Origin of the sequence: Mitsuokella sp. AF33-22 (assembly GCF_003475755.1) — a bacterium.
GTDB lineage: Bacteria > Bacillota > Negativicutes > Selenomonadales > Selenomonadaceae > Mitsuokella.
In genome coordinates, this window is sequence record NZ_QRQA01000004.1 from 164,162 (window position 1) to 184,442 (window position 20,281).

The 20,281-nt window shown below is 53.0% G+C and carries 18 protein-coding genes and 1 pseudogene; 15 read left to right on the forward strand and 4 right to left on the reverse strand.

Translation table 11 applies throughout. The features are described from left to right. Positions 1 to 81: 81 nt before the first annotated feature. The 4 genes from DWZ54_RS03895 (at position 82) to DWZ54_RS03910 (ending at position 7,207) form a co-directional block, all read left to right on the forward strand. The gene (locus DWZ54_RS03895; protein ID WP_158573606.1) at positions 82 to 816 is read left to right on the forward strand and encodes a PolC-type DNA polymerase III; all 735 of its coding nucleotides are present in this window, start codon (positions 82 to 84) and stop codon (positions 814 to 816) included. Between the two features lie 390 nt (positions 817 to 1,206). Continuing rightward, complete coding sequence (locus tag DWZ54_RS03900; RefSeq protein WP_233541609.1) at positions 1,207 to 2,133, forward strand: LysR family transcriptional regulator; 927 nt, start codon at positions 1,207 to 1,209, stop codon at positions 2,131 to 2,133. A 373-nt stretch (positions 2,134 to 2,506) separates the two neighbouring features. Next, entirely contained in the window at positions 2,507 to 3,748 is a 1,242-nt protein-coding gene (locus DWZ54_RS03905; RefSeq protein ID WP_118474588.1) for an MFS transporter, read from the forward strand. Positions 3,749 to 4,441: 693 nt separating this feature from the next. Then, positions 4,442 to 7,207 (forward strand): autotransporter outer membrane beta-barrel domain-containing protein, encoded by a 2,766-nt coding sequence (locus tag DWZ54_RS03910; RefSeq protein WP_118474589.1) that lies wholly within the window; start codon positions 4,442 to 4,444, stop codon positions 7,205 to 7,207. 173 nt (positions 7,208 to 7,380) lie between these two features. Here DWZ54_RS03910 and DWZ54_RS03915 read toward each other — a convergent pair. Then, positions 7,381 to 7,731: pseudogene (locus DWZ54_RS03915) on the reverse strand (transposase); the annotation flags it as partial. Positions 7,732 to 7,881: 150 nt separating this feature from the next. Between DWZ54_RS03915 and DWZ54_RS03920 the strand changes: the two are divergent. Further along, entirely contained in the window at positions 7,882 to 8,082 is a 201-nt protein-coding gene (locus tag DWZ54_RS03920) for a RepB family protein (RefSeq protein WP_118474614.1), read from the forward strand. Positions 8,083 to 8,259: 177 nt separating this feature from the next. Here the strand turns inward: DWZ54_RS03920 and DWZ54_RS03925 are convergent, their stop codons facing one another. Next, positions 8,260 to 8,682 (reverse strand): type II toxin-antitoxin system HicB family antitoxin, encoded by a 423-nt coding sequence (locus DWZ54_RS03925; protein WP_118474590.1) that lies wholly within the window; start codon positions 8,680 to 8,682, stop codon positions 8,260 to 8,262. A 25-nt stretch (positions 8,683 to 8,707) separates the two neighbouring features. Next, positions 8,708 to 8,881 carry a type II toxin-antitoxin system HicA family toxin gene (locus tag DWZ54_RS03930; RefSeq protein WP_118474615.1) on the reverse strand — a complete coding sequence of 58 codons (174 nt, stop codon included), beginning with the start codon at positions 8,879 to 8,881 and terminating at the stop codon, positions 8,708 to 8,710. A 190-nt stretch (positions 8,882 to 9,071) separates the two neighbouring features. Between DWZ54_RS03930 and DWZ54_RS03935 the strand changes: the two genes are divergently transcribed. From DWZ54_RS03935 to DWZ54_RS03955, 5 genes are all read left to right on the forward strand, one after another. Then, positions 9,072 to 9,944, forward strand: a complete 873-nt coding sequence (locus DWZ54_RS03935; protein ID WP_118474591.1) for a helix-turn-helix domain-containing protein — start codon at positions 9,072 to 9,074, stop codon at positions 9,942 to 9,944. A gap of 172 nt (positions 9,945 to 10,116) precedes the next feature. Beyond that, positions 10,117 to 11,517, forward strand: coding sequence for an ethanolamine ammonia-lyase reactivating factor EutA (locus tag DWZ54_RS03940; RefSeq protein WP_118474592.1), 1,401 nt, complete (start codon positions 10,117 to 10,119; stop codon positions 11,515 to 11,517). 16 nt (positions 11,518 to 11,533) lie between these two features. Further along, positions 11,534 to 12,907 (forward strand): ethanolamine ammonia-lyase subunit EutB, encoded by a 1,374-nt coding sequence (locus DWZ54_RS03945; protein ID WP_118474593.1) that lies wholly within the window; start codon positions 11,534 to 11,536, stop codon positions 12,905 to 12,907. Continuing rightward, entirely contained in the window at positions 12,904 to 13,680 is a 777-nt protein-coding gene (eutC, locus tag DWZ54_RS03950) for an ethanolamine ammonia-lyase subunit EutC (RefSeq protein ID WP_118474594.1), read from the forward strand. The genes DWZ54_RS03945 and eutC overlap by 4 nt, the downstream gene beginning before the upstream one ends. Before the next feature lie 59 nt (positions 13,681 to 13,739). Next, entirely contained in the window at positions 13,740 to 15,239 is a 1,500-nt protein-coding gene (locus DWZ54_RS03955) for an APC family permease (protein WP_118474595.1), read from the forward strand. Between the two features lie 161 nt (positions 15,240 to 15,400). Here the strand turns inward: DWZ54_RS03955 and DWZ54_RS03960 are convergent, their stop codons facing one another. After that, a complete protein-coding gene (locus DWZ54_RS03960; RefSeq protein WP_118474596.1) occupies positions 15,401 to 17,164 on the reverse strand; it encodes an NFACT family protein in 1,764 nt (587 codons plus the stop codon). Positions 17,165 to 17,383: 219 nt separating this feature from the next. Here DWZ54_RS03960 and dapF point away from each other — a divergent pair, with 219 nt between their 5' ends. The 5 genes from dapF to rpoZ are packed head-to-tail and all read left to right on the forward strand — an operon-like array spanning position 17,384 to position 20,276. Further along, positions 17,384 to 18,223, forward strand: coding sequence for a diaminopimelate epimerase (gene dapF / locus DWZ54_RS03965; RefSeq protein WP_118474597.1), 840 nt, complete (start codon positions 17,384 to 17,386; stop codon positions 18,221 to 18,223). Positions 18,224 to 18,258: 35 nt separating this feature from the next. Then, a complete protein-coding gene (locus DWZ54_RS03970) occupies positions 18,259 to 19,137 on the forward strand; it encodes a YicC/YloC family endoribonuclease (RefSeq protein WP_199663214.1) in 879 nt (292 codons plus the stop codon). Positions 19,138 to 19,154: 17 nt separating this feature from the next. Next, complete coding sequence (gene remA, locus DWZ54_RS03975; RefSeq protein ID WP_118015960.1) at positions 19,155 to 19,451, forward strand: extracellular matrix/biofilm regulator RemA; 297 nt, start codon at positions 19,155 to 19,157, stop codon at positions 19,449 to 19,451. After that, positions 19,448 to 20,059 (forward strand): guanylate kinase, encoded by a 612-nt coding sequence (gmk, locus tag DWZ54_RS03980; RefSeq protein WP_118474598.1) that lies wholly within the window; start codon positions 19,448 to 19,450, stop codon positions 20,057 to 20,059. The genes remA and gmk overlap by 4 nt, the downstream gene beginning before the upstream one ends. Next, the gene (gene rpoZ / locus DWZ54_RS03985; RefSeq protein ID WP_118015943.1) at positions 20,046 to 20,276 is read left to right on the forward strand and encodes a DNA-directed RNA polymerase subunit omega; all 231 of its coding nucleotides are present in this window, start codon (positions 20,046 to 20,048) and stop codon (positions 20,274 to 20,276) included. Before gmk ends, rpoZ begins: the two co-directional genes overlap by 14 nt. The last annotated feature ends 5 nt before the right edge of the window (positions 20,277 to 20,281 follow it).

Sequence of the window (20,281 nt, forward strand, 5' to 3'; positions counted from 1 at the left end):
TGCGAAATGGAACGGTATCATTATACGCGCCGCGGGAGACTTTGGCAAATCCCTTGACATATCATGACAAAGGACAATATTATGAGAACTGATAAGGAAAGAGCAAGACAGGAGCGCCTCAAACGGCAGCGCCGCCGCAAGAAGCAGCTCGAGCGGGCCATACGAGCCCAGGCCATCCACTGCGACAAGCTGGCGAAGCTGCATCCGACTGGCGTCGTATCGTTTGACCTGGAGCTTGCGGGGCCATTCCCCGACGATATCATCGAGATCGGCGCCCTGCGACTGGACCTTGCGACCGATACGGTCGAATCCTTCCAGCGGCTCTGCCGCCCGCGGACGTTCATCAACCGCACGGTGCAGGACATGACGGGGCTGCTCAAGGAAGACCTCAAGCACGAAAGGCCGCTGCCTGAGGTCCTGCCGGAATTTTTGGCCTTCGTGAAGCCCGACGATATCGTCGTCGGTCACGCCATCGGCGACAACGACCTCTTGAGCATCAATCTGGCGCTTTTGCGCATCAATCGAGACAAGCACACGGAAGTCAGCTTTTACCCGCGCTATCTCGACACCGTGCGTCTCGCCCAGCAGTTCCTGCCGCGGAACCGCAAGTACAATCTCGAGGTGCTGCTTGAGTATTTCGGCTGGCAGAACCGCAAGAAGCACCGGGCTTTTGCCGATGCCGTCGGCTCCTACGTGCTGCTGCAGGAACTCCTGACGCTCGGCGCGTGCAGGCCGGACTGGCTGCCCGACCTCATGGCCCGCCGGGGCGGACAGGAACTCGTCCATACTTACCTGAAACGCATGACAAATTCTTAAAAATACGCGAACTTAGCAGAAAATACTTGCCTATTGTGCGAATTTACAAAGAATTTTGTACTGAAATACGACGGAAGTGTATTTACTAAACGGACGCTTTTTCGTATACTATTATACGAAGGGGATAGGTTGGCTGCCGAAAGGTATTTATCTTGCCAATTCCAGTCAGGATCTAAGACTTGAACGCCAACCACGAGTCATAGAGACAGGAGTTGGCGCCCTTCATTCGTTGCAGATGACGGCCGGAACCCGCTTGAGGTTCCGGCCTTTTCGTTTCTCTGAGGCATTGGGAAGCTGCACGGAATGCCATGAGAAAATGAGTTGCATTTTTTGTTGTGTTTCTGATACAATAATGGACATATTTCATGGCCCAGGCAGAGGAGGAGACGCATGAGTATGATGGAAGAATTGCCGAGCATTTCCCAGCTGGAATGCTTTATCATCTATGGACGGGTACAGAACTTCACGCAGGCGGCGAAAGAGGCGAATATCACGCAGTCGGCCTTCAGCGCGCAGATGAAGAAGCTCGAGGCGACACTCGGGGTGACGCTCATCCAGCGTTCCAAGCGCGGCAGCCATCTGACGCCGGCGGGGGAACGCTTCCTCGCGCGCATCAGCGACTGGATGGAGGAGCTCCACAAGATCGTCTATGATCTGCGCACGGCCGAGGGTGCCGAGCAGATGGAGCTCAACGTGGGCATCCTCCGGACGCTCGGCGACATCCAGATGAACCGCCACATCGCGCATTTCCGCGAGCAGAACAGCCGGATCCGCTTCAACGTCTACGACCTCGAGCGCGAACAGCTCTTCTGTGCGCTCATGGACGACAGGCTCGACGTCGTCTCTTCCTACCTGCTGCCGGAGATGCCGGCCGCGGAGCTCGTCATCGAGCATTTCTGCTGGGACAACATCGTCTATTACGCACCATTGCTCGACCTGCCGCAGGAGCCCGTCACCGTCGACACGATCCTCGCGTCTCCCGTCGTGCTCTATCCGAAACAATTCATCATGAACGATACCATCGTCCAGTACTGCAAGGGGGCGGGCAAGCGCCCGCATACGGCAGCGCGCCTCTCGACGCCGTACGCCATGGCGTATTACTGCCAGCAGAATCCTGCCGGCGCCCTTCTGCCGGAGCGCCTGCTCGAGACGATGGGCTGCAGGCAGGGACTGTACCCGCTTGTAAAGCCCCTGCGCACGGACGCCTGCCTGATCTACAAGAAGGACAGCCCGAAGATTCGCCTGATCCAGACGTATGTCGATTACGTGCTCGCTTCCTTCCACGCGGCGCAGCAGGCTCCCAAAAAGCAGGGATGAGGGCGGTCATCGCTTTTTCTTCTGGCTGACATCGCATGGACTGCCCCTAAAGCCAGGTCTTCCTGTCAGGAACTGCTAAGACCAGGTAAAAAAATGCATTCGTATTTCATTCGATTGTCGCGTTTTTATCCGTATCATGCATTTAAACTATGGTGGTTCTGTATGATTCTGCATGATACGCTAATCAAATCAAGAAATAAAGATGCAGATAAGAAGATAATACGAGAAAAGTATGGGTGTAATCGTTTTTGACGATGATACCCATCTTTTTTATGCGCTACACAAATGTTATGAGAGCCCCTATAATCTATAACCATCATATATCTTTTATCTGTTCATCTTACATTTTTAATTAGAAAGGTCGCTGAATATCTTGGCAGAAAAATCTCGGTTGTGGACCAAAGGATTCATACTGGACACGTTAGTCAATTTCCTCATCTACATCATCTATTACATGCTGATGGTCATCATCGCATCGGAAGCCATTCATTCCCTGAATGCTACGATGAGTGAGGCTGGCCTCGCTTCCGGTATCTTCATCCTCGGCACGCTGCTGGCCCGTCTCTTCGCCGGCCGTTCCGTTGAGCTCTATGGCCGCAAGAAAATGCTGTACGCCGGCATCCTGTTTTATCTCGCCACGACGTTCATGTACTTCGCCATCCATTCGCTGCCGATGCTCTTCCTCGTCCGCTGCCTCAACGGTATCGGCTATGGAATCGCTTCCACGGCTACGAGCACGATCGTCTCGACGATGATCCCGGCCGCACGCCGCGGTGAGGGCATCAACTACTATGCCCTCTCGATGAGCCTGGCTGCCGCCATCGGCCCCTTCATCGGCATGCTCATGCAGCAGATCTTCCCGTTCGAGGACATCATTTACTTCTGCATCGGCATGATCGTCGTCTGCCTCGGTGCTGTCGCCGTCATGCATGTCGATGAGATGGAACTCACGGAGGAGCACCGCGCTGCCCTCAAGGAGATCCACATCGCCAACTTCCTCGAGCCGAAAGTCACGGCCATCTCCATCGTTGCCTTCTGCGTCGCTGTCTGCTACTCGAGTGTCCTGAGCTTCCTCGCTTCCTATGCAGCAGAGCTCCAGCTCATGGCCGCCGGTACCCTGTTCTTCGTTGTTTACGCCCTCGCCATCACGATTGCCCGCCCGATTGCCGGTGTCATGTTCGACCGCAAGGGTGAAGATTTCGTTATGTATCCGACGTATGCCTGCCTGGCCATCGGCCTTCTCTTGCTCTCCATCACGACGCAGAGCTGGATGATGCTGCTCGCCGGCGTCTTCGTCGGTCTCGGCTACGGCACGTTCATGTCGAACGGCCAGGCCATCTGCGTCAAGCTCGTTAAAGAAGTCCGCATCGGCGTCGCCGTCTCGACGTACTTCATCGCGCTCGACCTCGGCCTCGGCGTAGGCCCGTACATGCTCGGCGCCTTCAAGGAGTCGCTTGGCTTCCAGGGCATCTACTTCTTTGTCGGCATCGCCGCCATCGGCTGCGCTGCTCTCTACTACGTCCTCTACGCACGCCGCCGCAATGCCGGCCATCTGGTCGCCGCCGACGCAGAGGAAGTTGCCGTCGAAGAGGTCGAAGAAGAAGAATTCGCTTGATTCTCTGAGTCGGATATGTCGTCTTAGAAAAACTCAGAACGCTGGTGAGCGGGACTTTCCGCCACCGGCGTTCTTTTTGTTTTATATGGACTTAGCTGAGATCTTTGCCGCAATGCCTGCCAGAACGAGCAGGTCACGCTTTTGCGTGCGTATTTGGAGCCGCCCCGCATCCTCTTTTATGTAGATGATTGATGTACTATGTGCATATGTGTTACAATATATACATCAACAATGTCCGTAACAAGAGGTGTGGAGGGAGACGTCATGGCGAATCTCTGACAGAAGAAACGAAAGCATATGCTTAATTTTCTGAATGAACTGAAAGAAAAGCATAAAAGCGAGGATGACATGCTCATTGCTATCAATGAGATCGAGAATGCACTGAATGACTCAAACTTCGCAGTTGCTAAACCGCTGATTTATCTTTAGCGGCAATCTGCAAAATAAAAATAGCATAAGCTCATTCCGTTTTGTATATGGACTGCGCTAAAGAGGCAGAGATTCTTGACGAAGAGCAGGTTAACCAGCTGCTCGATCTGTTCGTGGCAAAACTGCCCGATTTATGGGGAAAGTGCTTGAAACAGTGTGCATGATGTGATGATGATGGATGCCTGAAAACCTGATAAAGCCTTGTCTCATAAGGGTTTCAGGTGTGCGAAGTTTGAGTCATAAGTTATATAGGAGGTACGTAAAGTGAAAGAATGTTTCAGAAAACAACAAAAAACATGTGTGTTCTGGGGGGGGACGAAGGCTAGTCGAAAATTCCTGACCAGCGTAATTTTATCTGCATTACTTGCTGTTCCCTGTACAGGTTTAGCTGCAGACATACACGGTCCATTAGAATCAGATAAGACTTTTGGCGAGGATACTAAGGTAACTGGTGAAAATGGTGTAAAACCTTCAAGTAATAAAATAACCATAGATGCAGGCAATTCTAAGCTGACATTAGATAATACCGATAACGGTATCCTCCTTTCTGAAGATGGTCAAAAGATTAATATAATAAAAGTTAAAGAGTTGAATATTTCTAATGCAGAGTATGGTATAAACCAAGGTGCCTATAGAAATAATGAAGTTTCTGTTGATGGAGTGGTAAATATAAGCGGAACTCAGGTTGCTATTGATTCCAATGATAATATTACGTTAAATTTAAATGGCGGACTTAATATAGAGAATAATTCTATTACGAGTCATACTGCTGGCTCAAATGCTGCTATACGTTTACAAGGTGGATCCACATTAAATACTTCTAGCTTATCTATAGAAAATGTTAGCGATACATACGGAAACGGAAATTATCAGGTTTTCGGATTAGAGCTGAATGGAAATTCCTGGGTTAATGCTGAAGAGTTAAAAATTGAAAAGCTTCGGGGTAAACAAAATATTTCAGGTATACACACTTGGGGTGCTGGCGTTCGAAGTGATTCAATAACAATAAGTGATATTAAACAGCTGGAGTCAGGTGAAAGCACTAACTATGATGTCTCCGGCATTCATAATCTAGGCGGGGGTATTGAAGCTAAAGATATTAGCATAAAACAAATAGATGGCAGTAATGTTAAAGGTACAGCGGCCCGTGGCTTATATATGGATAAGTATGGAACATATGTAGCTGTTGATAATTTAACTATTGATACCGTTAAAGCGCAGGAAGCAGATGCTTTTGGCATTTGGAATCAAGGCCAAACCCTATTCAATCATACAGGTGATAACAGCACTGAAACTGTAAGTATCAATAATATTTCCAGCAATAAAGATGCTTATGGTATTTATACCGATAAAAACGGTTCAAATCAGAGCAAGAATAAAATAAAAAATTTAAGTATTACCAACGTTGATGGCGAAAACAGCTATGGTATTTTTAATAAGGCTGATTCTATCATAATGGTGGATGAAAATGCCGTTATTAAAAATCTTACTGCTAATACTTTAAAGCAGGGTGTTCATACAGAAGATCAAGCAGAAACAAATTTATCTGGCAGTGCAGAGATTGTTGCTGAAACAGCATTATTTGCTAAGGGTAACGCTAAAATAGAAGTAAACAGCAGCAAGCAAGGCACAGTTAAGCTCACAGGCAAAACTATGCGTCAGGATGATGCTGTTATTAATGCTGTTTTAAATAACGCAAGCTCCTATTGGCATCTTACAGATGACAGTACTCTTACTGATTTAGAATTGAGCAATAATGCTCTGCTGGATATGGGCAAAGACAGCGGTAAATTCAGCACTCTGACAGTAAACAAGCTTGACGGTGATAAGGGCAAGATCAATATGGACATCGACGCAAGCAAGAATGCCGACAACAGTGACCGCCTGTACATCACAGGCACCCACACCGGCAACCATTACATTACGCTCAAAAACGTTAATGCAGATGGCAATACTGACGGCGCTGCCGGTACGGTTCTTGTAAGTGTAAAGGACGAGCAGGGCAACTTCTTTGCCAACGATAAGGAAGGATCCTTGTATTGGAATAAGTACACTTTAGATAAAGAAGACAGTGCTACTGATGGTTACACTAAGGATTGGTACTTGAAAAAAGTAGAATTCATACCTTCTAAACCGACCACCAGCGTAGATACAGTAGATGCAACCCAAAGACTGGCTTTCGCTAACTGGGTGGAGGACGACAAGCTTATGCAGCGCATGGGTGACCTGCGCCACGAAACCAATAATGAGGAAGGCATTTGGGTGCGCGTCAAAGGCGGCAAATACAGTGGTGATGGCTTCAGCAACCACCACACCATGTACCAGCTTGGCTATGACGATGTTGTAAAAAATACTGATAAGCTGAAACGTTATCAGGGCGTAGCCTTCTCCTACGATGACGGCAAGAACAGCTTCAACCGCGGCAGTGGCAAGCTGAAAGCCAAATCTATCGGCTTCTACAGCACGGATCTGCGCAAGAAAGGCCATTATCTGGACTTGGCGCTTAAGATTTATGATGCAGACAGCGACTTCACCGTGTTTGATACCGAAGGCAAGAAGATTACCGGTGCTTTTGACAACACTGGTATCAGCCTGAGTGCGGAATATGGTCGCAAGAAATATCTTGACGAGCATTGGTCGATTGAACCGCAGGCACAGCTGACCTTGGGTTATTTGGACGGTGCAAGATATACCACCAGCAATGGCATTCACGTAAGCCAAAGCAATCCCAACAGCGTTTTGGGACGTATCGGCTGCAACTTTAAGTATGATATAGACGAAAAGAATACTGTCTACCTGAAGGCCAACTGGCTGCATCAATTTGCCGGAAATTACGGCGCTACCTTGACTAACGACAGCGAAAGCCTGCGTATTGATAACCACGACCATGATACCTGGTTTGAATATGGCTTGGGCTTCGCCTGCATGACCGGCAAGAACAACCACCTGTATGCGGACGTAGAGCGTTCTACCGGAGGCAGCCTGCGTAAGAACTGGCAGTGGAATGCCGGTATGTTCTGGACGTTCTAAGCTGATGTAAACTGGCCTTTAATATCTACAATATCATTTAATAAATAGTGAAGAAAAATGCGCAATGGATTTTCATGTCTGTTGCGTATTTTTTTACGGGCGAATCTCGGTTCGGCGTGACCGACAGGTGAGGTTGCCGAGAGGGGTGTGTCAAGAGTTTTGCGTAAATCGATTTAATAAGCAACATCATATTGTTGCATGAGCTGTGACATCCTATCATCCATGAGCAACTGGTTCCGGACCATCGCCCAGTTCGCAACGTGACGCCCCTCCCATTTTTTATAGAGTTCCAGGATGCGCAGGTAGAAAATCTTGAAGACGGTATCCTCATTGGGGAATGCACCTTTCTTCGTGACATTGATTGCGCCGTAGATGAGCTTCAGCTGTTTCGTGAAGGCGCTCCACTGCTTGCGTGGGATGTAGCGGATGGAATTGCGGATGAGGTGTACGATGCAGCGCTGGACCGTGACTTGCGGGAATACGGACTTGGCGCCTTCCTCTAGTCCGCTCACGCCATCCATGGAGTAGATTCATGCAATACCGATTTACACAAACTATTTTACACTCCCGGATAAGGACAATGAACTTTACATCAACAATACGGAGTTCGTCAGCAATATGGCAGATGAGAAATGGAAGCCTCTGGCAGATGTATTATGATATTCTTCTACGCGATGAAAAGGGTGATTCCTATGGCAAGACAAAAGAAAGATGCAAAGATTTTGAATATCCGTTTGGCCACGCCCGTCAGTGATAAGCTGGAATCATTCTGCAAAGAGTCAGGGCAGACGAAAACGGTAGCAGTAGAGCGGTTCTTGACAAAATGCTTGGATGAATATTTTGCAATTCCGAAAGAACGTCGTTCTATTAATTGATCATTTGTAGTTGACGCGTTCTACCTGCTCAGAATGGTCAAAAAGTCCTCGTTTCTTCGAATCGGCCAGATAAGAAGAAAACGAGGGCTTTTTGCTGTCCTAGAATAGATACACTTTCGCAGGCAAAAAAGAGGCACCTGCCAATCGGACAAAGAGCCTCTTTGATGTCATGGAGTATTACTGAAAATGTCGTGCCGCAGAATCTTGTACCCCAAGGTATGTCTTCAGAGCTTCCTGCAACAGATGAGAATAATTTACTTTTTCTCTCTTTGCAAGAATATCCAGCCAGCGAGGAATGGTCACCGTTTTGTTCGTTGATTTATTCAACATTTTTTCTCGGAACGGCGGCATCCAAGCTCGAATCATGGCGATACTGTCTCCTTTTCCGCAAGTCAAAGAGGATACAGAAGAAGGGGAGGGAATGGATTCGCCATCTTCTTCCATCCCAAAAATGTGGAGCTGTAGTGCCTCTTTGGCATTTTGGAATGCTTCTTCCATATCGGAAGCGCAAGGAAGACATCCTGGCAAATCAGGAAAATAAATGGAAATACCATCTTCTGCTTCATGAAAGATTGCGGGGAAAATATATTCATCTTTCATTTATTCTCACTCCTTTTACAGACAATCAGGGAAGTACAATGCCAGCCTGTGCCAGGATACTCTTGAACGTTCCTAGTGGAATATCCTTACGCGGATGCGTGATTGTCACACGGCCTTTCTTTGTTGGATGCTTGAACTGATGATAATCACCGACATGGTAACACATATTATTACACGCGTCAATCTCGACATACTTCATCGCGCTCGGCCTCGGCGTCGGCCTGTATATGCTAAGCGCTTTCTTTTCTTTTACAGGGATACGTACTTGACAGAACGGTGCTGAAAATCTTAAAATAATATAAAAGTAAACAAATTGATTCAAGACAAGGGAGTCGTTTTCGTGAGAAAACGGCTCTTTTTTGTACGGAAGGCTGACAGGAGGGATTCACATGGAACAGGTAAAGAACGATGGCTTGTGGCAGCGCACGGCGATTTTTTCAGAGGCAGGATATATTCCCTGGCAGCCAGGATTTGAACGCTTCGGTGCAGAATATCATCATCAATTTGTCCACGATGATATCGTGGCGGATTTCTACGAGATCGATGGCGCCGATTTCACGCACTATGCGCTGCCGACCATCCCTGATGGCTGCACAGATTTCATGTTCACGAAATGTGGCGATGTCTTTCGTGGCTATATCAGCACGGGTGTACGCGCCAAGAAGGATTTTTACTTTGGCGAGATTGAGTATTTGTTCGGCATCCGGTTCATGCCCGGTGCGACCTGCCTGTTCTTCCGGAATCCAATCCGGGAGATTGTGGAGCGCCCGGTCTATATGGAAGATCTCTTTGCCGAAGGGGATTCCCTGCTGTCGCGTCTGACGGCAACGAGTTCCTTCGAAGAACGTGTCGCGGTGGCAACAAAGTTCCTGCAGGCAGCGCGTCTGCAGGAGGATGGGCAGAGTAAGCTCCTGGGTTACTGCACGAAGCGCATGTACCAGACCCGGGGAAATGAGAAACTTTCTGTACTGGCCGAGGATACGGGCTATACTGACCGCTATATCCGCAATTTGTTCACGGACTATATCGGTATTTCTCCAAAATCATTCTGCCAGATGCTGCGTCTGCAATACGTCCTGCTGCTGTTGGCACAGCATCCGTATATGAATCTGGAGGCTGCGGCTGCGTTTGCCGGTTACGACGACCTCAGCCATATGAACCGCGACTGCCGCCGGTATATGGGCTGCAGTTCCCGCCGGGTCCGCGCACAGGATTTCTGCCAGCGGGGCTCGAAAGACGGCAGCATCATGTTTCCCTGTTGAAAACGGGCAGGATAAGGCTTTCATGAAAACATTTTGTGTGAGTTCCGATTTTTTCTATTTTATTTCTCCGTTCAGCCTATAATAAGAACATCGAAAGCGAGCAACGGTGCCGAAAAGGATATCCCGTTGCCCGCTTTTTATTTGCAGCTTACAGGAAAGGAGGCCGTCTGCGATGCAGCAGCTCATTAGCGTGGGGATTGATATCGGCACGAGTACGACACAAGTCATCTACAGCCGTCTGAGCGTGGACGACACCTCGCATGCATCCCAGCTCTCACAGATGGAGATCGTCGATAAGGAAATCCTTTATAAAGGCAGGATTTACATGACGCCGATTGTCCAGCAAAAATTCCTGGCCATAGATGCTCTGAAGACCATCTTGAATCAGGAATTCGAAGCTTCGGGTATCCGGCGGGAGGAGGTGGTCAGCGGTGCCGTGATTATCACGGGGGAGGCTGCCAACAAAGAGAATGCGGCTGGTATCGCCGAAGCACTGGCTGAATATGCTGGAGATTTGGTCGTTGCTATTGCCGGTCCGGATTTGGAAGGGATTCTGGCTGGTATCGGCAGTGGTGCACAGCAAAAGGCGCGTGAAAAATTGATTCGTCTGGTCAATTTCGACATTGGCGGCGGTACGGCGAATGCGGCTGTCTTTGACAAAGGAAAGCTGGCCGATGCCTATGCACTTCACATCGGCGGCAGACTCATCCAGTTTGATGCAGCGCATCGCGTCACGTACTGTTCACCGTTCATCCATAAAATGCTGCAGGCACAACATGACGATGGAAATGTGATGACGACACAACAGGTGCAGCATATCTGCCGGGAGTTTGCGGATGTCCTCGTCCGCATTGTTAAGGGCGGGAGCCCGGGAGCGAAAGATGAGACCCTGATGATTTATCATCCGCCGCAGCCTGTGCCGGTCGATGCCTGTTCCTTTTCCGGCGGCGTCGGCGAGTTCGTCTATCAGGAGGATGCTCCTGACAAGAACGCATTCTTTTACCGTTATGGCGATATCGGCCCTCGGCTGGGGCTGACCATCCGGCAGCGTTTTGCCGAGGCCGGCATCCCTGTCGTCAAGGTGCCGGAGCGCATCCGGGCGACCGTCATTGGGGCCGGCGTACACAGCATGAAGCTGAGCGGCAGCACAGTCTTTTACGACTCAAAGCTGATGCCGCTTAAAAATGTTCCGGTGGTTGCCGTCCCTTATCGTCAGGGAGAGGGTGAGGAAAAGTTCCTCACGAGACTTCGGCAAAAAGCGGCACGGAATGTCGGTGATGTCAATATCTGCCTGAGCATCCAGGATTTAAAGAAGCCGCGTTATCAGGAAATCAAATTCCTGGCCAGGGCCTTGTGCAAGTGGGAGAAGGAATCCGGGCGCCGGCTGCTGCTGGTGCTTCCCTGTGACTGTGCCAAGGTACTGGGACAGACGCTGGCCATCTGCCGGGATGAGGCGCAGGGCTTTCTGTGCGTCGACAACGTTCGGGCGACCGACGGCACGTACATCGATTTTTGCAAACCCGTTGGCGGCAGCGTCCTGCTTGTCCTCAAGACGCTGATTTTCAAGAATTGAGAGAAGGGAATCACCCATGCGCTTAAAGACAAAATTATTGAATCATACCTACGAGTTTCGCGACTTGAACGATGTCATGGCCAAAGCAAATGAAGAAAAGACAGGAGATTCCCTGGCCGGCATTGGTGCTGATTCCGCTGCTGAGCGGGTGGCGGCAAAAGTCGTGCTGGCAGAAGTCACGCTGAAGGAACTGCGGGAAAATCCCTGCATCCCTTATGAGGCGGACGAAATCACCCGCCTGGAAGAAGATGCTGTTGAGGAAGAGGCGTTTGCCAAGATCGCTTCCATGAGTGTGGGGGAGTTCCGTGAGTTCCTGCTGGCGGCAGACACCAAAACCATTGCTTCTATCCGCGGCGGTCTGACGGCTGAGATGATTGCTGCCGTCACGAAATTGATGAGCAATATGAATCTCATCTGTATCGCGGCCAAGATGCCTGTGACGGCTACCTGCAATACAACCATCGGCCTGCCCGGTGTTTTTGCCGGACGGCTGCAGCCCAACAACGCCAAGGATGATATCCGCGGCATCATGGCTTCTGTTTACGAGGGAATCAGCTATGGGATTGGCGATGCGGTCATCGGCCTGAATCCGGTCAGCGATGATGTCGATACGGTCCAGAGAATTCTCGGGGAGTTCACCAAATTCATGGAAACCTGGGATATCCCGACCCAGAACTGCGTACTGGCCCATGTGACGACGCAGATGGAAGCTCTGAAGCGACCGGAAACCACCATGGACCTCATGTTTCAGAGTCTCGCCGGGACCGAGGAGGCCAATCGCGGCTTCGGCATCAGCCTGAATCTGATGGATGAAGCGTATGCCTGCATGAAAGAGCGAAAACATTCGCATGGTCCCAATTTTATGTATTTCGAGACGGGCCAGGGCTCGGAACTTTCCTTGGAAGCCCATCACGGCGTGGATCAGGTCACGTTGGAAGCCCGCTGCTATGCCATGGCCAAGCGGTACCATCCGTTCCTGGTCAACACGGTGGTCGGCTTTATCGGGCCGGAGTACCTGTACGACGGCAAGCAGACCATCCGGGCGGGGCTCGAGGATCATTTCATGGGCAAGCTCACAGGCATCCCGATGGGGGTGGATTGCTGCCATACGAATCACATGAATTCGGATCAGAATGATTCCGATAACCTGGCCATGCTGGTTGCCATGGCAGGAGGCAATTACATCATGGGAATTCCGCTCGCGGATGATGTCATGCTGATGAATCAGACGACAAGTTTCCATGATATTGCTTCCATCCGCGAAGTGACCGGCAAACGGCCCATCCGGGAGTTCGAACAGGCGATGGAACGTCTGGGAATCATGGAGGACGGCCGCTTGACCGAACGGGCGGGAGATCCTTCAATCTTTTGGAAGGGGGGAGCGTTATGAACGATGAAGATGGTTTTGTGCGGGATATATCCGCCATTGATTATCATACGCGTGTCACAATCCAGCATCCCTGCAATCTGGAAGCCTGCAGGGCCATCAAGGGCAGCACGAATGCCAGGATCTGCGTGGGGAAAGCCGGTTCGAGTTATCGGACGGAAAGCTACCTTCGCTATCTGTCGGATCATGCGGCTGCCATGGATTCGGTCTGGAAGGAAGTGGATGATACCATTTTTGATCCGTATGGCTTTGTCAAAGTCGAGACTTGTGCCAAGAGCAAAGAAGCGTATATCAAAAGACCCGACCTGGGGCGAATCTTCTCATCGGCGACGATGGATTTCCTGAAGAAGAACTGCAGGCATGACATAGATGTCCAGATCCTGATCGTAGATGGCCTGAGCGCCTATGCGATTGAAGAGAATGCGTTGGACGTATACGAGGTGATGCTGGATGGTTTGAAGGCACGGGGGTATTCCCTCGGAACGCCGATTTACATCAGACATGGGCGTGTGGCGACGATGGATTCCATCAGCGAGGCACTCCATGCGAAAGTCATCGTTCAGCTGATTGGCGAACGGCCGGGACTCATCACGAATCAGAGCATGAGCTGCTACATGGCCTATGAAGCCAGCACGAAAAAACCGGAGTCGCAGCGAACCGTTATTTCCAATATCTATGCGGGCGGAACACCTGCTATCGAAGCGGCGGCCCAGATTGTCGACTGGTGCGGTGTCCTGATGCGAGAGAAGAAAAGCGGAGCTGCCTTGAAACTGTGAAGCATACATCTTTGTATCGCAGCCTCTCAGAATGAACTGTATGAAAAGGAGTGGTGATCATGTCTACTTCTGCTGTTGCTGTTTCAGAACCCAGACTGGAGCGTGCGTTGAGCCTGTCTTCGTGCATCACGATTACGACAGGTGCTGTCATTGGCGTCGGTCTGTTCACAACGGGTTCCGCTGCTGCCGTCAGCATGGGAACTTCTGCCATTATCGCGACGGTTATCGCCTTTCTGATGGTCCTGTGGCCATCCTTGCTGTATGGCGAGATGGGAGCGGCCCTGCCTCTGGCCGGCGGTACGTATGCGTTTGCGAAGCGTGCCATCAGCTATCCGGTCGGCATCTTCTGCAGCTGGAATTATACTGTGGCCCAGATTGGCATTGCTGGCGCCGAAGCCCTGGCTTTTGCCAATTACTTCGGCTGCCTGCTGAACTTCCTGGGCTATACGAGCCCGGTCAATGAGAAGGTGCTCGCTTCGGGGCTGATTGTTCTCTTTGTCCTGATCAACTATTTCGGCATCAAGGCGGCGGGCAAATTCCAGAATGCGTTCATGTTCTTCTTCTGGGGTATGTCCACTATCTGGTTCTTCAATGTCCTGAAGGATGTGGATTTTGCCAATTTCATGCCTCTTTTCGCCGGTATCCCGCATGAAGTCACGTCAATGGCACAGCTGATTGTCGCCGTCTGGTGGTGCTTTGCCGGCTTTGAGACGGTCGTCGGCATGGGCTCAGAGATTGAATTCCCGCAGATTACCATTCCACGTGCCCTGATTATTTCTCCGTTCATCGTCTATGGTGTCAATGCCCTGTTTTACTGGTTCCTCATCGGTATCACGCCGCTCGATATGGTGAGTGATGTATCTGGTGCCACAGCACCTTTCGCTTCGGCCATGAATGCGGCCGGCATCGTCGGCCTGCCCGCCATTATCCTGTGCCTGGGCATTACGTTCGGCGGTGACTTCTCCACGATGAATCCCTGCATCACGGGCCCGTCGAGGTACATGTACACGATGTCGAAGGACGGCTGCTTCCCGAAGGTCCTTGGCAAGCTGCATCCGAAATACAAGAGCCCGTACGTGGCCGTCCTGACCATTGGCGTCATCGCCCTGTTCCTGATCTGGTCCGGCTCCATTGCCATCATCGCTGCAATGTGCGCCTTTTCGCAGATGATCTGTTACATGATCGGCTTCCTTTCGTATATTTTCCTGTACAAGAAAGAACCGGGACTCAGCTGCCCCTGGGTGGCACCGCTCGGAACGGTAGGCGCCGTGGTCAATCTGATTGTTTACGGCGTTGTCATGGTCCTGGCCGTTGACTGGTCTGCTCTGCCTTACAATCTGGTCCTGTGCGCGGCCTGCCTGGCTTACTACTTCTTTGAAGTGCGCAACAGACCAATGCCGGAAACCGCGAAGGAGCTGGAAGCATCCGAACTCGTCCTAAAAGCTCCGGATGCAGAGGAGATGGCCAGCCTCAACAAGGAATACCGCTGCTGGAAGTGGGGCGCCGTCATCGTCTTCGTGGTTGCCTCCGGTGCCTTTGCTTTAGGAACCCTTTTGTGAGATATTGCACGTTTGCCTGTTATATGTTTTGGCTGGCATGAAAACAGGTATTTCCTGATAAAATGAAAAGCTCCCGCTTCATGTTGATATCATTGAAGCGGGAGCTTTTATTTTTTCGTATCTTCGTATCGTTGAGGAGGCCATCAAAGGCAGGCAGCTGCTCACTCGGCGGCGGGGTCCTGGCTCAGGATGGCGGCGAGCTCCTTTTCGTCGGGGGTGATGTAGAGCGTCTTCTGATTCGTGAAGATGACGAAGCCGGGCTTGCTGCCGGACGGTTTCTTGACATAGCGGACCTCGGTGTAATCGACGGGGATCTTCGAAGAGCCGCGGGCCTTGCTGAAATGGGCGGCGAGGCTGGCGGCGAGCAGGATGTCGTCTTCGCTGGGCTCAAGGCCGCCGTTTTGCAGGATGACGTGGGAACCCGGGATGTCCTTCGTGTGGAACCAGGTATCGTTGAAGCGGGCGGTCTGGAACGTCAGCTTGTCGTTCTGATAGTTGTTCTTGCCGACGAGGATGGAAGTGCCGTCCGGCGCCTGGAAATGGAAGGGGCGGGCCGGCTTGTCGTTGTTCTTTTTCTTGGGCTTCTCGCGCAGGTAGCCGGCGGCGATGAGCTCGTTGTGGATCTCGGCGATTTCGGCAAGGCTCGAGGAGGCGAGCAGCGAGGCCTCGATGCTCTCGAGGTAGGCGATGTTCTCCTCGCATTCGCGGCGCTGCACGCGCAGGAGTTCCTGGGCGCGCTTGAGCTTGTCGTATTTCTTGTAGCAGGCCTGCATGTTCTGCACGAGTGTCAGGCGCTGGTCGAGCGGAATCCGGATCGTCTCGCCCGTCTCGCTGTAGATGTTCGGCACCTCGATCTCGGCGTCCTCGCGGTCCTTGAACTGATACTGGTACGTCATGAGGTTGTCGCCGCGCACCTTGTATTCCTCGGCGTTCTCGGCCTCGCTGATTTCCTCGTCGAGCTTCACGAGCTTGTTCTCGGCGCGGTTCTTCTCGTTCTTGACGAGTTTGCGGAAGCGGTCCTTGTCGGGCAGCACGTAGGAGCCTAAAAGCTGGTCGGCCTTCTCGAGCATCGCGCTGATCGTCGGGAAGGTGAGGCTGACGGCATCTGGCAGGTAGTGGAGCGGGAACGAGGCCATCGCGAGCACCTTCTGGTTCGGGTCGATGAGGAGGGCCGGCGCAGCGGATTCCTTCGTCGCGGCCGCGCGCAGCTCCTCGAGTGCCTCGCGGATGGCGGCGAAATCGGCGTCGTCGAGTGCATCGAGGTGCACGGAAGGGGCGAGGCCTGCCGAGAAGCAGACTTCCTTTGCTGATACGGGCCCGAAGCCCATGCAGGCGGCGAGCAGGGCCTTGTCGAGGCGCGGGCCCTCGGCTGTGCGGATGCGCGCGAGGATGGCCGTGAGGTCGTCGGTGAAGAGGTCGAGCTTGTCCTGACCGGGCGGCAGCTCGTAGGCCTGTCCCGGTAGCACCGTGCGGACGCGGCTGTTGTTGTTGCCAATCTTGCGCAGGGCGTCGAGGATGAGGCCGTCCTGCACGAGGATGATGTTGCTGTACTTGCCCATGAGCTCGAGTACGAGCGTCTTCGTGACGATGCGGCCGCCGGCGGCGAGAGAATCCACATCGATGAGCAGCAGGCGGTCGAGCCCGTGCTGGCGGATGCCCGCGATGCGGCCCGTCTCGAGCTGCTTGCGCAGGACCATGCAGAAGACCGGAGGCTCCGGCGGGTTCTCGAGATTCTTCGCGAGCAGGTGCGCCGAGGGGTTCTGCGGCTGTATGGAGATGTGGAGCAGGTGATTCCTGCCGGGCTGGCGCACGGACAGGATGATCGACTGTTTGTTCGGCTGGGTAATCTTATCGATGCGGCCGCCGGTCAGGGCTCGGTCGAGCTCCTGCACGAGCGGGTGCATGGAAAATCCATCAAGACTCATGATACGATCCTCGTTTCTTACTATATTTATATAGGAAAATTATAGCATTGCACTGCGGGCAACTCAAGGCAGTCTGTCTTCCTGCCCGCTTCCGAGGCGCAAAAACGCGGAAAATCGGCGAAATTTCGCCATTTAGCGAAGAAAACTTGCAACAAGTGGCCAAAACAGGTAGAATAAAGAGATAAAGATTGACATAAAAATTGTGAGGAGGTACTTCTCATGAAGTTTTCGAAATGGCAGGGCTGCGGCAACGATTTCGTGCTGATCAACTGCCTGCAGGATAAGGTGGCCGATTACGCGGCATTTGCCCAGGAGGTCTGTGACCGCCATTACGGCGTCGGCGCCGATGGCATCCTCGTCGTGGAGCCTTCGGTCAAGGCGGACTTCCGCATGCGCATCTTCAATACGGATGGCAGTGAGGCGGAGATGTGCGGCAACGGCATCCGCTGCTTTGCGCGCTATCTTTACGATTCCCATCTGACGGACAAGAAGGAATTCACGGTCGAGACGGGCGCGGGCGTGCTTGTGCCGCGCCTGATCTTTGAGGGGGATACCGTATCCGGCGTGCGCGTCGATATGGGCGAGCCGATTCTCGAGGGCGACGAGATCCCGGTCAAGGGCTTTGGCCGCCGCCACGTCGTCAACGAGAAGCTGACCGTTAACGGCAAGGATTACGCGATGACCTGCGTCTCGATGGGCAATCCGCACTGCGTCATCTACGTCGATGATGCCGAAGGCTTCCCCATCCATGAGCTCGGTTCTTCGTTTGAGCATCATCCGGCCTTCCCGCGCAAGACGAATACGGAATTCGTCGAGGTCAAGGACCGCGGGCATGTGCGCATGCGCGTCTGGGAGCGCGGCGCGGCGGTGACGCTGGCCTGCGGCACGGGCTCGTGTGCGACGGCTGTCGCCGGCGTGCTGACGGGCCGGACGGACCGCAGCGTCGAGGTCCAGCTCGACGGCGGCACACTGCATGTCGAGTGGGATGAGGCGAGCAATCACGTATTCATGACGGGCCCCGCGGAGCTCGTCTTCACGGGCGAACTGCCAAAGCGCTGAGACGCGTCCGATTGCAGCAGAGAAGAGATGGTTTTATGTTGAAGAGCATGACGGGATTCGGCGCGGCCCTGCGGGAAGACGAGTCCTATAAGATCTCCATCGAGATCAAGGCGGTGAACCAGCGGTTCCTCGAGACGTCGTTCCACATGGTGCATCCGCTCTATCCCTATGAGGACATGATGCGCCGGCAGATCCGCGACGTCGTTGCGCGCGGCAAGGTCGACGTGTTCCTGACGTGCGAGGACAAGCGTCCGCAGAGCCGTTCCATCCGGGTCGACAAGGATCTCGCGCTCGCGTATCATCAGGCGCTCGACGACCTCAGCGATTTTTTGCACCTCGCGCGTCCCGACGAGATCATGGATATCGCCTCGTACCCTGACGTCATCCGCATGGAGGAGCGGCAGGAGCTCACGGGGGTGGAGGGACCGCTCCGGGAGGCGCTTTCCGAGGCCCTTCGGCAGTTTGACGCGATGCGGCAGGCGGAAGGCCGCCATATCGAGCAGGACTTCCTCGCGCGCATCGACAGGCTCGCGTCGTGTGTCACGCGCCTGCGCGAGCTCGCGCCTTCTATCATCGCCTCGTACCGGCAGCGCCTGCAGGAAACGATAAAGGAGCTCCTGGGCTCCTGTGAGCCCGATGAGACGCGGCTCATCCAGGAGACGGCCATCTATGCGGACAAGGTCAACTACACCGAGGAGGTTGTCCGCCTCGGCAGCCATTTCAGCCAGTTCCGCGTCATTGTCAGTCAGGCGCAGGGGCCGGTCGGCCGCAAGTTGGATTTCCTGATCCAGGAGATGAACCGGGAGACGAACACCATTGCCTCCAAGGCCAATTGCACGGAGGCCGCGCAGCTCATCGTCGACATGAAGAGCGAGATCGAGAAACTGCGCGAACAGGTGCAGAACATAGAATGACGGGAGTGAATACGGATATGGATTTCAAGTTGATCAATATCGGATTCGGCAACATCGTTGCCGCCAATCGCATCGTCGCGATTGTGAGTCCGGAGTCGGCCCCCATCAAGCGCATCATCCAGGAAGCGCGCGACGGCGAGCGCCTGATCGACGCGACGTACGGCAGACGCACGCGCGGCGTCATCATCATGGACAGCGATCATGTGGTCCTGTCCGCAGTACAGCCGGAAACGGTGGCACATCGCATCGTGGACAACGGCAGTGACGACCTCGATGTGAAATTCGACAGCAAAGGAAAAGATGAGAAGATATGAGCAAGGGTTTATTGATTGTGGTATCCGGACCATCGGGAACAGGGAAGGGCACGGTCTGCGCAGAACTCCTGTCGCAGACGCCGGAGCTTGCCTACTCGATTTCGGCGACGACGCGCCAGCCGCGCGACGGAGAGGTCGATGGCAGGAATTACTATTTCCTGGACCGTGAGAAGTTTGAGCAGCTGATCGCGGACGGCGGCTTCCTCGAATACGCCAATGTCTACGGCAATTATTACGGCACGCCGCTCGGCAAGATTGAGGAGCGCCGTGCGGCCGGGCAGGACATCCTCCTGGAGATCGATACGCAGGGAGCCCTCAACGTCATGGAGAAATGCCCCGACGGGCTCTTCATCTTCCTGCTGCCGCCATCGCTGCCGGAGCTGGAGCGCCGCATCCGCGGCCGCGGTTCGGAAACGCCGGAGTCCCTTGCCAGGCGCCTCGGCGCGGCCAAGCAGGAAATCGAGATCGGCCGCCGCTACACGTACGTCGTCATCAACGATACCGTGCGCCAGGCCGTCTCGCGCATCAAGTCCATCATGGTGGCAGAGCACTGCCGCATTGATAAAGAAGAAGTAATTGCTGAGGTGTTGAACAATGAAAACGAATAATGTTGAGATGAGCATGGTCAATCCGTCGACCGATGCCCTGATGAAGAAAGTCGACAGCCGCTACGGCCTCGTGGTGCTCGGTGCCAAGCGCGCCCGCCAGCTGCTCGACGGTGCCGAGCTGCTCGCGACGAAGGCACACTCCACGAAGAACGTGACGAACGCGCTCGAGGAGATCGCCGAGGGCGAGATCACGTACAAGCTGGACGAAGAGGAATAAGGCGC

Coding starts and splice junctions, on each gene's coding strand:
- DWZ54_RS03895 (WP_158573606.1), top strand. CDS start 82: ATGAGAACTGATAAGGAAAGAGCAAGACAGGAGCGCCTCAAACGGCAG.
- DWZ54_RS03900 (WP_233541609.1), top strand. CDS start 1,207: ATGAGTATGATGGAAGAATTGCCGAGCATTTCCCAGCTGGAATGCTTT.
- DWZ54_RS03920 (WP_118474614.1), top strand. CDS start 7,882: ATGAAAAGGGTGATTCCTATGGCAAGACAAAAGAAAGATGCAAAGATT.
- DWZ54_RS03925 (WP_118474590.1), bottom strand. CDS start 8,682: ATGAAAGATGAATATATTTTCCCCGCAATCTTTCATGAAGCAGAAGAT.
- DWZ54_RS03930 (WP_118474615.1), bottom strand. CDS start 8,881: ATGAAGTATGTCGAGATTGACGCGTGTAATAATATGTGTTACCATGTC.
- DWZ54_RS03935 (WP_118474591.1), top strand. CDS start 9,072: ATGGAACAGGTAAAGAACGATGGCTTGTGGCAGCGCACGGCGATTTTT.
- DWZ54_RS03940 (WP_118474592.1), top strand. CDS start 10,117: ATGCAGCAGCTCATTAGCGTGGGGATTGATATCGGCACGAGTACGACA.
- DWZ54_RS03945 (WP_118474593.1), top strand. CDS start 11,534: ATGCGCTTAAAGACAAAATTATTGAATCATACCTACGAGTTTCGCGAC.
- eutC (WP_118474594.1), top strand. CDS start 12,904: ATGAACGATGAAGATGGTTTTGTGCGGGATATATCCGCCATTGATTAT.
- DWZ54_RS03955 (WP_118474595.1), top strand. CDS start 13,740: ATGTCTACTTCTGCTGTTGCTGTTTCAGAACCCAGACTGGAGCGTGCG.
- DWZ54_RS03960 (WP_118474596.1), bottom strand. CDS start 17,164: ATGAGTCTTGATGGATTTTCCATGCACCCGCTCGTGCAGGAGCTCGAC.
- dapF (WP_118474597.1), top strand. CDS start 17,384: ATGAAGTTTTCGAAATGGCAGGGCTGCGGCAACGATTTCGTGCTGATC.
- DWZ54_RS03970 (WP_199663214.1), top strand. CDS start 18,259: ATGTTGAAGAGCATGACGGGATTCGGCGCGGCCCTGCGGGAAGACGAG.
- remA (WP_118015960.1), top strand. CDS start 19,155: ATGGATTTCAAGTTGATCAATATCGGATTCGGCAACATCGTTGCCGCC.
- gmk (WP_118474598.1), top strand. CDS start 19,448: ATGAGCAAGGGTTTATTGATTGTGGTATCCGGACCATCGGGAACAGGG.
- rpoZ (WP_118015943.1), top strand. CDS start 20,046: ATGAAAACGAATAATGTTGAGATGAGCATGGTCAATCCGTCGACCGAT.